This window comes from Ancylomarina sp. 16SWW S1-10-2, from assembly GCF_009669305.1.
Lineage (GTDB): Bacteria > Bacteroidota > Bacteroidia > Bacteroidales > Marinifilaceae > Ancylomarina.
This window is the reverse complement of sequence record NZ_SADB01000014.1, coordinates 104,347-116,040: the sequence shown is the minus strand read 5'-3', so window position 1 is coordinate 116,040 and position 11,694 is coordinate 104,347. Positions and strand designations below refer to the sequence as shown.

The following is an 11,694-nucleotide window of genomic DNA, read 5'->3' as shown; positions in this document are numbered from 1 at the left end:
AATTTTGCCCTGCAAAAATCACTTAGGGTTCTATAGCCTTCCCTCTGAGATCTTTTTAATAGCAATCTCTTTTCCAGTTCCGTCAAACGAATCCGAACCCCTTCTCCCAATTTATCCTGGTCTGCTGTTTTAGGTCTCATATCTTTTCATTTATTAGCCTTCGCAGAATCAAGCTTCTCATCTCCGATGAAAGTCCCTGCTGGAAAGCACAAACGTTTTTGTGGAACAAAAACACATCTTGCATACCCCTCTTTAAACTTATTTGTCAAATCAAAATTCATCAATTAAAACAAAATAATTTCCCAAGTTGGGAACAACTTGGGTGTTTTTTATTGATTAACTACAAATACTTAAAAAGGGAAATAAACGGTTTTAAATAAGATTGACATCTAAATTTTCTTGTAAAACCTAAGTCAGAATTAAACTATTCCCTTTCAATTAAGTTTGTTGTTCATAACTTTAAAAGAAGAGAAAAAAGATTCAAAAAAAGAAAAGAAAGTCTTTACAAAGCCAGTAGTAGAATAAAATACAAGGCTACCGAAAACTATGCCTTATAAAACAATCTCTTATAATTATGGAGGTACTTGCATGGCCTTGTATTTTAGAATGCGATAGCACCCTAGTACTCCTGGCTAAATTTTCTTTCTTTTTGCTTTCTTTGATTTTTTTTATTTTAAGCAAGACATTCTATTTCAAGCAATAAAAAAAAATCAAGTGTATGCTTGTAACGGAGTGAAAAACATTTTCTTGATCTCTATATGGAAGATCCTTTTAGAGAAGAAATGAAAAGTGGATAAAATTCGCATACGAAGCCTTTGTGTATTTTAGGCTTGAAATGAAAGCTCTAAATGGGTCTGCACAAAATAGTCAATAAGTTGCTCCTTACTTTAAAAACACAAACAGAACCAATAAATCAAGTAATAGCAAGTGTATCCATGAAACGTAGTGTAAGGATACTTTTGCTCCCTATGTAAAAGGCTTTTTTTTTGCTGATGAAAACAGGTAGGATATCTTTATCTAAAAAAGATGAACAGATAATAGAAGTGATTACAGACAAGAAAAAGGTCTTTACATAAAATAAAGACCTTTTAAAATTTATTTGTACCCCAGAATATCTACTTAGATTCAATATACTTGAATTACTTCGTTACCTTTTGTTTTACCTTGTTTTTGATTTCACAAGAAATGGTAATAGTATCGTCTTTTTGTAAGTTATCTTATCGGATTTTGCATTTAGTATTTTAAATGAAGTGTAGGATAATCCGGAGCCAAAAGCATATAGGGGTTTGATTTTTTTTGTGTCGTGCCAACGATAACCAACTAAGATATCTTCTTTGTATTCCTTATTCGTTCCATCACCGGGGAAGGTCAATTTATCAAATATTTCTTCGGCTAAATCGGTAGTTACTCCAGGACCAACCAAACTTAAAGGAGGTAAATATATTCTTCTTTTCTATAACATCTTTTTATTCTTATAAGATTTACATAAAAAAGGGGCAATTCTAACGAACAGCCCCTTCAAATATTATCTGCTTAAATAAATTGTTCCAATTCGGTTAGCTGATCGTTACTCAACCCAACAGGATCGAATCCGGCCGACCATGCTGTTAACAATAGTTTAGCACCTTTATTAGCAACATCAAGATAATCAAAAGCTCTTTCAACATCTTCTCCAGTTGATGTTGCACCATGTTTCTCCCAAAGAGATACGTTGTAATTTTTTAAGCCTTCGATGGTTTTATCAGCTAAATCTTCAGAACTAGATAAAGCATAAGGTGTACAATGCACTCCTTTAGGAACAAAAACTTTAATTTCAGGACACATTTTCCATAAAGAATGGTTCATTTTCTCCTGATCGTTAAAAATAGGATGATGACTCATCACGATCAATTCGATTGGATGGGTATGAACAATGGCTTTATGAGTTGGATTGTTTACACTATTAAACTGATGGATTTTTACATGAGATATCAATTCACATGTCGGTCCAAAATTTTCTTTTTTACCTCCCCAAACTATTGAATAACCAGTTGCGTCATCATTAATTTTTAAGATACAAGCAGCTTCCTCAATACGATTAATTAAATGTCTAAGATGGCATCCTGTTCCTGAGATAAACACAACTAAACCAGCTACATTTTTTGGGAAATCAAATTCAAAATATCGATCAGGATTGTTAAGTTCTACTCCTTTAAAGTAATTCGATAAATCGATGGAAATATTCCCAGCATTTCGTTCTGCCCATTCTCTATCCCATAGGTATCCTGCAATTTCAGAAACCTTATCTAATTCTTTTTGAACCCCTTCTGGTAAATTCTTCAAGTTATTCATATTCAAAGTATTATTTTTAAAAAAATGTATTTTTTATAATGATGAAAGCGAACGAACATGTGTTCGGCATCCATATATGGCAATTACAATAGAGCATATAAAAATGCTACTCTTTAGCTAAAATTTTACTCGAATACTTACCATAAAATGCTATAACAACAAAACACAATAATGGTAAAATAAACGATGCATTAACCGCAGGTAAGAATCCGACTGTTCCTAAATCTATAATCATAGCTTGTAGCATTGGCATAATAGCTCCACCTACAATAGCCATAACTAATCCAGCAGATCCCAAAGTTGTATCCTGACCAACATTTTCCAATGCTATGCCGTAAATTGTTGGGAACATTAAAGACATAAATATCGATGTAGCAACCAAACAATACAAACCAGGTAAACCAACAATAAAAATAGCACCTGCAACTGTTGTTATACCGCCAATGGCAAACCACATTAAAAGCTTACTTGCATTTACGTACTTCAAAATAAAAGTACTAGCTAAACGACTTATAATAAACATCCCCATGGCAAGCATATTATGATACTGTCCTGATTCTTTTGTTAATCCTAAATTCTCAGCATATTGGATAATAAATGTCCAGCACATGATTTGCGCAGCCACATAAGCAATTTGAGCAATAACACCAGTACGATATACCTTATTCTTAAACAACCTTTTCATTGATTGTAAAGGATGCATTTGTTCCTGATGTTCATTCTTTGGCATTTTAGCCACAGCAATAATCACTAACATAACAAGTACAACAAGACCCAATGCTACGTATGGATCTCTAATTACAGCAAGGTCGTGCAGTCTATCTATGGCTTTAGTAGCTTCATCCAATGTTGAGAACTCTATTTTATTACCTATCGCATCTATATGTTTATCCGCATTTAAGTTTGCCAAAACAAATCTTGCAGCAACAGTCATCCCAAGAAAAGATCCCATTGGGTTAAAGGACTGTGCTAAATTTAATCGACGAGTAGCTGTTTCTTTTGATCCCAGTGAAAGAATAAATGGGTTACATGTGGTTTCTAAAAAAGCAAGTCCGAAAGTTAATACGTACAATGAACCCACAAAAAAGCCAAACATTTGAAACTGAGCAGCAGGGTAAAATAAAAGAGCTCCTAATGCATACAAACCAAGACCTAATAAAACACCTTTTTTATAGCTGTATTTTTGCGCAAACAATGCAGCAGGAATAGCCATTGTAGCATAACCTCCGTAAAAGGCAAATTGAATTAAAGTAGCTTTGGTGTTCGATAGCTCCATTACAGTTCTAAAAGCAGCCACCATTGGGTTGGTAATATCATTTGCAAAGCCCCACAAAGCAAAAAGACTCGTAATAAGGATAAATGGAACGAGATATTTTTTCTCAACTACTTTTGTTTGACTATTCACAATATATGGTATTTGAAGTTTGTATTGGCGTGACACCTTTCTTTAAAATGATATTTCCATACTTGGCAGTTTCTCCAGTTATGACAACAGCATAAGCCTCCGTGGCTCGGTCATAAAAAGCAAATCGTTCTAATCGTTGTATTGGCTTTGCGTCAGGATTTGTTATCTGAATGCTCCTGCGATAAGAAAGCTCAACATTTGGATCAAGTGAATCACCAGGAACAGCCTCCATCATAATTAACGGATGATCATCATATTGATCTAACTCAAATAATGGCAAAATGGCAACTAATAAATCGGGTATCCGAATACCGTCTGCTCGCAATACATTGGTATTAAAACTTTCCCCTGGAAAATGAGCATCTGCCAATATAATTTCATCTCCATGTCCCATTTTATACAGAGCAGAAAGCAAATCAGGACTTATGATAGGTGATATACCTTTTAGCATGTTTATTCTTATTTTTTAAATTTAATATAGTTCTTATACAGCTGATCGTAAACCTGTTTATTACTAGATGGATTGACCACTTGGGGATTATAGTTTATTTTTTGACGAGCAAAATTCGCGGTTTTATAGACTCCTGCTCCTGCAAATACAAACATAGATGCTCCTAAAACAGTGGTCTCTTTTTGATCTATCAATTGAATAGGTAGGTTACAAACATCTGCTCGTAACTGGTTCCACAATCTATTTTTTGAACCTCCTCCTACACAAATAATCCGTTCAGCTTTAAAGTTTCCTGCTGTTTCCAGGGCTTCTAATCCTTCACGAAGTCGAAATGATAAACTCTCCAAAAATGCTCTATACAGCTGACTTCTTCGTGTACTTATAGTCAGACCTGTAATGGTTCCACTATTTACACTCGTCCCATCATCATAAAAGGCTGAATCTACCATCACACCTTGTGCTCCGGGCATCTCCAATTCTGCTTCTTTAATCATGGTTTCGTATAAGTCATCACCACTCAATTCTGAATAGAAGTTTTTAGAAAACCATTCCATCACACCAGAACTTAACCAGTTTTGACCAATATTATACAAGCCTGCAACAGCATCTAACTCAGTGGTTAGATTATTGCCCAATTCAGTGTTCGAAGCAGTAAACGATTTGCTACGAGACATTAAAATCTCCCAAGTTCCAGAACTTAGAACGGGTTGATTTAATTGAGCTCCCGATCCGAAGATAGCAAACTGCGTATCGTGTCCAGATAAAAATACTGGCGTTCCTGCTGGAATACCTGAAATATCAAACGCTTCTTTAGTAATTTCTCCCACCTGATCACCAGGCTCTGCTATAGGTCCAAAAATATCTTTATCAACACCAATAGCACTCAGTATTTGTTTTGAAAACTCTCTTTTACCAAGATCTGCCATCATTGCAGTTCCCATCATTGTTGCATCATTTTGCAATGCTCCTGATAATTTATTTATCAATAATGATGGAATAAATAAAAAACGATGAGATTGTTCAATAATTTCAGGTCTATTTTCCTTAAACCATATAAACTTATTGATGGTGTTAAAAGCATATGGATACACGCCACTAATTTTATAGATATTCTTTAGCGGGATGTATTTTTCTATATTATCCATAATTGGTGTAGTGCGTTGACACTGCCATGAGATAACAGGGTAAAGTAGTTCTCCCTTTTCATCGACAAATGCTCCATCAACTCCAAAAGTCGTAACTGTTATTCCAGCTATCCGTTCTGTATCTATTGATTCTGCAACTATTTTTGAAGCTTTACACAGCTTCAACCATAATTTCTCCAAGTCCCATATTCTCCCTCCTTGAAAATGAGGATCTTCATCAGTTTCGTTAGACATAGCATGAGTTGCCAATATTTGCCCTGACTTATCCATGGCAATCACTCTTACATTAGTGGCCCCACAGTCAAAAACAATAGCAATATCTTTCTGAGTCATTTTTCCTCTTCTTTTGATTCTATAAATTACCAATATCAGACCTTCTATATTTTTAACAGGTGTAAGAATTGATGTAATTCCTACACCTGTTGGAGCCTATGGTATTAGAATGTTATAATCATTATTTCAATCCGTAAAGCGGACCATAAGTACTGCATGCTCTGTAATCAGATCCTTCTTTATCTTCACCAAAAGCTGACCATGCACTAGGACGGAAAACTTTATCATTTGGCACATTATGCATGTTTACAGGAATACGTAACATTGCTGCCAATGTAATTAAGTCAGCTCCAATATGTCCATAACTGATTGCTCCATGATTAGCGCCCCAATTTGCCATTACTGTATAAACATCTTCAAATGCACCTTCTTCTTTTGTTCTTGGTACAAACCATGTTGTTGGCCAAGTTGGATTGGTTCTTTCATCTAAGACAGAATGAATATCTTCTGGTAATTCAACGGTCCATCCCTCTGCAATTTGAAGTACAGGCCCCATTCCTTTTACTATATTCACACGACACATAGTAACAGGCATTTCACCTTCAGTTTTAAATTTTGAAGAATATCCACCTCCACGAAAATATCCTCTATCAGCTTGTGGCCATACTGTTTTATCTAAACATTTTTGAGCTTCTTCTTCTGTAATTTCCCAGAATGGTTTCATCGCTGGTTTACCTTCTGCGTCTTTTTGTTGTGCAGTAGCATCAAGCGTGGTAGAACCTGAGTTAATTAAGTGAATAACTCCACCTTTTGCCAAACCTGTTAATTCTTTTCCTGTTACTCGTTTCACTGCATCAGGACTCCAATAAGTTCTTACATCTGAAAAGATTTGCGCTGTATTGCTTAATAAATGTCCAAACAACATAGAAACACTGTTCAAGCTATCATTTTCAGTAGCAAAAACAAAAGCCTCACGGATACCATTCCAGTCGAATGAAGAATTTAAAATAGCCTCTGGATAATCAGCATTAGGCTGGTAATCTGTCCACTGACGTTGACCTTGAAAACCACCTAAAATAGCATTTCTTCCTAATCCTTCTTCTCTAAATCCTTTATCAATTACCTTTTGATTACCAATCATCATATCACGGCAAATCAAGGTCATTTTAACTACTGTTTCCCACTCAGCAACTTTACGCTCAGCAGTGGCTTGTGCTTCAGGAGCATTTGGATCTTCACCCTCTTTACAGTTTTCTTTAGTCCAAGCTAATGCTTTTTTGTATTCTTCTTCATCGTAAATACCTTCGTCAATACGACGAAGAATTTCTAGAGACTCAACAAATTCAGTACGTATACCTAAATAATCTTGAAAGAAGTTTGAATCTACCATAGAACCAGCTATCCCCATTGAGCTGTATCCTAATGACAAGTACGACTTACCGTTCATTTGTGCCACTGCAAGAGCAGATTTCACAAAACGTAATAATTTTTCCTGAACATCTGCAGGTATATTTGTATCGCCTGCATCTTGTACATCGCGACCATAAATTCCGAATGTTGGTAAACCTTTTTGCGTATATCCCGCTAAAGCTGCTGCTAAATAGACTGCTCCCGGACGTTCTGTTCCGTTGAATCCCCACACAGCTTTTGGCAATAAAGGATCTGTATCCATTACCTCTGTTCCATAACACCAGCATGGAGTAACTGTTAAAGAAACGCCAACGCCTTCTTTCTTAAATTTGTTAGCACACATTGCTGCTTCAGCAACACCACCAATACAAGTATCTGCAATTACACACTCAACTTGTTCTCCACTTGGGAATCTTAAGTTCTCTTCGATAAACTTTGCCGCTGCTTTAGCAAGATCCATTACTTGAGTCTCTAATGATTCTCTTACACCTCTTTCGCGACCGTCAATTACGGGTCTTATTCCTACTTTTGGTAAATCTCCAATTAATCTATTAGCCATATTAATATATATTTATATCGTACAAACTTTATTTAAATCTATAATACAAATTTGATATCATTTGATGGATTAGAAAATGTTCAGATTCACTATATTTGTATCTGTTTTAAACACCAGCGACATGAAAGCACATTTAAAAGAACCTAGCAAAGGTGATCCTTCTGATGTATTACAAATGTTTCCCAGCTACAATTTACAATTACATTGTTGTCGTTATTGGTGGCTTCAACATTGGGAATTTAAAGAACTATCGTTCCCATATTGGCGCATCTATCACAATAGTTATAATGGGGCAGTTATCTTATATGATAACAAGGAGTACGCTTTAACTCCAGATAAAATAGTAATAATAGCACCCAATACTTCCTATTCTTCACGTTTGCACGATCATAAAATACCAGATACGGGTTATGCATTAAAAGGAGGAAGAATTACCTCCAGTTTATCTGAAAAACAATTAATTACCGATCAATGTATTCTTCACCTTTTTATCCATTTTAATATAGGAATGCCGTACGATAATGTTTCGCCAGGTATATTTATTTATGAACTTACCGATCATTTAAAAGAAAAACTACTCATAATAAAGAGACATCTTAATTATGAACATACACGTTTTAGCTTTTATTCAAGTTTGGCCATTCGATCATTAATAAATGATCTACTATCTGATTTGCCAGAAAAAAATTGGAATTTAATTACGAAGAACCATCGTATTTTAGAAGTGTTAAGCTATGTTGAAAATAATATCGAAAACGAACTAAACAATACGATTTTAGCCGAGCAGGCTAGATTGGCTACTAATGCTTTCACTAGGCTTTTTACTGAAGAAATAGGTATTTCACCCCAGAAATATGTCAAAAAGAAAAGAATAGATCAAGCTTGTATATTGTTACACCACTCTAATATGTCAATAGATGAAGTGGCTATAAAAACGGGTTTTGCTGATCGATATCATTTTTCTAGAATCTTTAAACAAATGGTTGATCTATCGCCTGCAAAATATAAAAAGTTATTTGGTATGAAATAATTTAAGAAGATTATATTTCTTACTTCATATGTTATCTTTTACTAATTAGAAGTGCAATCTAATACCTCCATAATTACAAAACTAAAAAAGCTTGAAGTAGAATATTATCCTACCTCAAGCTTAGCTTATTTTTCAAAATGAATACAGATCCTTTGATCTATATTTATGCTTTTATCTCTTTCATAGAAAATGACAAATAAAGCAAATAAGTTGCACTAATAAGTATTACAATAACAGCACCTACTTGCGAACCTAAAGTATCGGACATTAATCCCATGATAAATGGAATAATTGCTCCACCAAAAACACCTGTAATCATCAATCCAGAAATCTCATTCGCTTTATCAGGACGAGATTGAATTGCATAACCAAAAATAATTGGGAAAATATTGGCAATAGTAAATCCAATTACTGCATAAATTGTAAATACAGCCATTTTATCACCTACAAAAATTAAGGCGATTAGAGCTAAAACTGCACCAATTATATTCAGCTTAAAGAATTTATACGAAGAATATCTTGCCAAAAAGAAAGCACCTAAAAATGCTCCCAAAGTACGGAAAGCAAAATAAACACTAGGACCATAACCTGCATCGATAGAAGATAATCCGCAACGTTCCATTAGTATTTTTGCAGATGCTGTATTTACTCCAACATCAACACCAACTACAAATAAAATACCTAAGAACATTAAAAATATGGTCTTATCCTTTAAGATTCCAATAATATCACCAAAAGAACTTGCTTTTCCTTCAACAGCCTCTTCTTCAATTGGAGTAAACATCAACCAAATGGTAGAAAGAAGTGTAATAACCGCGTAGATTGGAAAAATATATTGCCAATTATCCAATTGAGTTGCTGCAAATGCTGCAATAAATGGTGCACTAAAAGATGAAATTGCTTTCACAAACTGACCTGCGGTTAAACTACTAGCCAAATTGCCTCCTTTTACTACATTGGTTAATAGTGGATTAAGCGAAACTTGCAAAATAGTATTGGCAATACCTAACAAGGCAAATGCAAATAAGCAAGTAATGAAATTATAATCGATTAGTGGAATAAACATGGCCACAATCGTGATTGCATTACTTATAAGAACTGTCTTTTTTCGACCAATTCGGTTCATTATCAAACCAGTAGGTATTGAAAAAATCAAGAACATTGAAAACAAGGCTACCGGAATAAGATTTGATAATGTATCTTGAAATGCCGGACTATAAGCCCCCAATAAGTCTTCCTTTACGTGAGCAGAGGTAATACCAACCACATCACAAAAACCCATTACAAAAAAACCAAACAATACAGGAAGGATTTTTGAAATTGATATTTTATTATTATTCATAGATTAATTTTATTAAATGATATCTAATAATTTATTTTCTTTAAAATGGATTACATTTTAGGAATAGTTGCTTTGATTGTATTCCAATACTCTGAATCAAGCATACGTGCACTTCCTATAATTGCCGCATCTTCCTTTAATGAAGAAAGTTCGATACGTGTATTTACCCCTTGCAATTTTAAAGCTGCTTCGAATGCTGGTCCAAATAAATTATAAGCACCAACAACATTACCACCCATTACCAAAACTTTGGCATCAAACTTCTTCAACCATGGGCCAAGAAACTCTCCCATATTACTTCCATATTGATTAAATATTTCTGCAGCCTTAGGATTCGTATCGGCAGCTTCAGCAATTGGTCTGGCTCCAGATACATCTAAACCTGTTTCTTCTTTATATCTCTTAATAAACCAACGTGTAGAAAATGAATCATCAGCTATACCATCGGCATAAGGCAAATGCCACACACATCCCAACTTAGGAACCTCATCTCCTTCAACAACAGGTATTCCTGAAGCAACAAAGGCAGAACCAAAACCAGTTCCTAAAGTAATCGACATACTTTTATCAACATCTCCAGCGCTTCCCAACCATGCTTCACCAACTGCAAAAGCTGATGCATCATTCATGAAACGTAAAGGTGTAGAATCATCTAATTCCAATATAACTTTCAATTTCGAAGCAACATCAACACCGTTCAGACTTTCATATTTGTCTACTTGCGCGAAACGACCAATTCCATTTTCGTACTCAAATGGACCTGGCATACCAAAACCTATTCCTGCAAGCTCATCCTTATTTATTGCACTCAAAGATTTAGCCAAAACACTAGCCCAACCTTTAAGAATTGTATCTTCATCGGCCTTATTATCCACATCTCCCTCGTTATGAGTTCCCTCAACAAGTTCTCCTTTTTCAAGATCAACAAGAGCACAAGAAATATGACTTCCTCCTACATCTGTTCCAATTGCGTATTTTTTCATAATTAAATTATATATGGAATTGTTATTATTTTTTTCGTTTTTGCTTATATTCCTAGCAACCTTTCAGCGCCTTTTTAATGGCTTTTTTAACCAATTTTTCCATTACTTTGTATCCTTTAATGCTAGGATGAACAGTATCTCGTCCATACTCTTTCTTCAATCCTTTTTGCTCATTCACCATTGGTTTGTAATAATCCACATAAATCAGATTATTTTTCTTTGCATACCCTTTAATAAGCTTGTTAAGAACAACAATTTTATCGGCTGGCTCTATTCCTTTACGCCATGAGAAAGAAATTGCAGGCAATACACTTGTCAATACCACTTTAATTCCATTTGCTTGTGCCAATTCGGCCATAGAAAAAACATTTCCAGCAATTGCGTCGATACCGATCGGTCCTTTATTCTCGGCAATATCATTTGTTCCTGCCGAAATCACGACCACTTTGGCTTGCAATTCAATTACATCAGGACGAAAACGAAGCAACATTTGAGAACTCACCTGTCCACTTATTCCTCGGCAAATATATGGATTCTCATTAAAAAAAGAAGGATCATATTTCTTCCATTTTTCAGTAATTGAATTCCCCATGAATACGACTCTATTTTCGTCGACAGATGGAGCTGCCAATTCCGAATTCGCCTCGGCATATCTTCCCAAATCAGCCCAGTCTTGAGCCATTACTGATGAACTTAAACATCCAATAAACAATATCACTAAAAGTGATTTCAAACTTTTCATACTAGTTATTTTTATATTGATTT

At 34.9% G+C, this 11,694-nt stretch carries 9 protein-coding genes; 1 reads left to right on the top strand and 8 read right to left on the bottom strand.

Annotated elements, in window-relative coordinates; all coding sequences use genetic code 11:
* Positions 1–1,533: 1,533 nt before the first annotated feature.
* From rhaD to EMN46_RS12845, 5 genes are all read right to left on the bottom strand, one after another.
* On the bottom strand, positions 1,534–2,331 hold the full coding sequence (gene rhaD / locus EMN46_RS12865; protein WP_154201216.1) for a rhamnulose-1-phosphate aldolase: 798 nt from the start codon (positions 2,329–2,331) through the stop codon (positions 1,534–1,536).
* A 106-nt stretch (positions 2,332–2,437) separates the two neighbouring features.
* Complete coding sequence (fucP, locus tag EMN46_RS12860) at positions 2,438–3,736, bottom strand: L-fucose:H+ symporter permease (protein ID WP_368667537.1); 1,299 nt, start codon at positions 3,734–3,736, stop codon at positions 2,438–2,440.
* A complete protein-coding gene (gene fucU / locus EMN46_RS12855) occupies positions 3,729–4,187 on the bottom strand; it encodes an L-fucose mutarotase (RefSeq protein WP_154201215.1) in 459 nt (152 codons plus the stop codon). Before fucU ends, fucP begins: the two co-directional genes overlap by 8 nt.
* Before the next feature lie 8 nt (positions 4,188–4,195).
* The gene (gene fucK, locus EMN46_RS12850) at positions 4,196–5,665 is read right to left on the bottom strand and encodes an L-fuculokinase (protein WP_154201214.1); all 1,470 of its coding nucleotides are present in this window, start codon (positions 5,663–5,665) and stop codon (positions 4,196–4,198) included.
* 121 nt (positions 5,666–5,786) lie between these two features.
* On the bottom strand, positions 5,787–7,574 hold the full coding sequence (locus EMN46_RS12845) for an L-fucose isomerase (protein ID WP_154201213.1): 1,788 nt from the start codon (positions 7,572–7,574) through the stop codon (positions 5,787–5,789).
* 121 nt (positions 7,575–7,695) lie between these two features.
* Between EMN46_RS12845 and EMN46_RS12840 the strand changes: the two genes are divergently transcribed.
* A complete protein-coding gene (locus EMN46_RS12840; protein WP_195715268.1) occupies positions 7,696–8,604 on the top strand; it encodes an AraC family transcriptional regulator in 909 nt (302 codons plus the stop codon).
* Between the two features lie 163 nt (positions 8,605–8,767).
* Here the strand turns inward: EMN46_RS12840 and EMN46_RS12835 are convergent, their stop codons facing one another.
* From EMN46_RS12835 to EMN46_RS12825, 3 genes are read right to left on the bottom strand one after another with little or no spacing between them, the layout of a single operon-like run.
* Positions 8,768–9,946: a sugar MFS transporter gene (locus EMN46_RS12835; RefSeq protein WP_154201211.1), complete on the bottom strand. Its 1,179-nt coding sequence runs from the start codon at positions 9,944–9,946 to the stop codon at positions 8,768–8,770.
* A gap of 50 nt (positions 9,947–9,996) precedes the next feature.
* Complete coding sequence (locus EMN46_RS12830) at positions 9,997–10,929, bottom strand: ROK family protein (protein WP_154201210.1); 933 nt, start codon at positions 10,927–10,929, stop codon at positions 9,997–9,999.
* Between the two features lie 52 nt (positions 10,930–10,981).
* Positions 10,982–11,671 carry a GDSL-type esterase/lipase family protein gene (locus EMN46_RS12825; RefSeq protein ID WP_154201209.1) on the bottom strand — a complete coding sequence of 230 codons (690 nt, stop codon included), beginning with the start codon at positions 11,669–11,671 and terminating at the stop codon, positions 10,982–10,984.
* Positions 11,672–11,694 lie beyond the last annotated feature (23 nt).

What these genes read in the sequence shown, in the direction of transcription:
- rhaD (WP_154201216.1), bottom strand. Translation starts at nt 2,331, where the DNA reads ATGAATAACTTGAAGAATTTACCAGAAGGGGTTCAAAAAGAATTAGAT.
- fucU (WP_154201215.1), bottom strand. Translation starts at nt 4,187, where the DNA reads ATGCTAAAAGGTATATCACCTATCATAAGTCCTGATTTGCTTTCTGCT.
- fucK (WP_154201214.1), bottom strand. Translation starts at nt 5,665, where the DNA reads ATGACTCAGAAAGATATTGCTATTGTTTTTGACTGTGGGGCCACTAAT.
- EMN46_RS12845 (WP_154201213.1), bottom strand. Translation starts at nt 7,574, where the DNA reads ATGGCTAATAGATTAATTGGAGATTTACCAAAAGTAGGAATAAGACCC.
- EMN46_RS12840 (WP_195715268.1), top strand. Translation starts at nt 7,696, where the DNA reads ATGAAAGCACATTTAAAAGAACCTAGCAAAGGTGATCCTTCTGATGTA.
- EMN46_RS12835 (WP_154201211.1), bottom strand. Translation starts at nt 9,946, where the DNA reads ATGAATAATAATAAAATATCAATTTCAAAAATCCTTCCTGTATTGTTT.
- EMN46_RS12830 (WP_154201210.1), bottom strand. Translation starts at nt 10,929, where the DNA reads ATGAAAAAATACGCAATTGGAACAGATGTAGGAGGAAGTCATATTTCT.
- EMN46_RS12825 (WP_154201209.1), bottom strand. Translation starts at nt 11,671, where the DNA reads ATGAAAAGTTTGAAATCACTTTTAGTGATATTGTTTATTGGATGTTTA.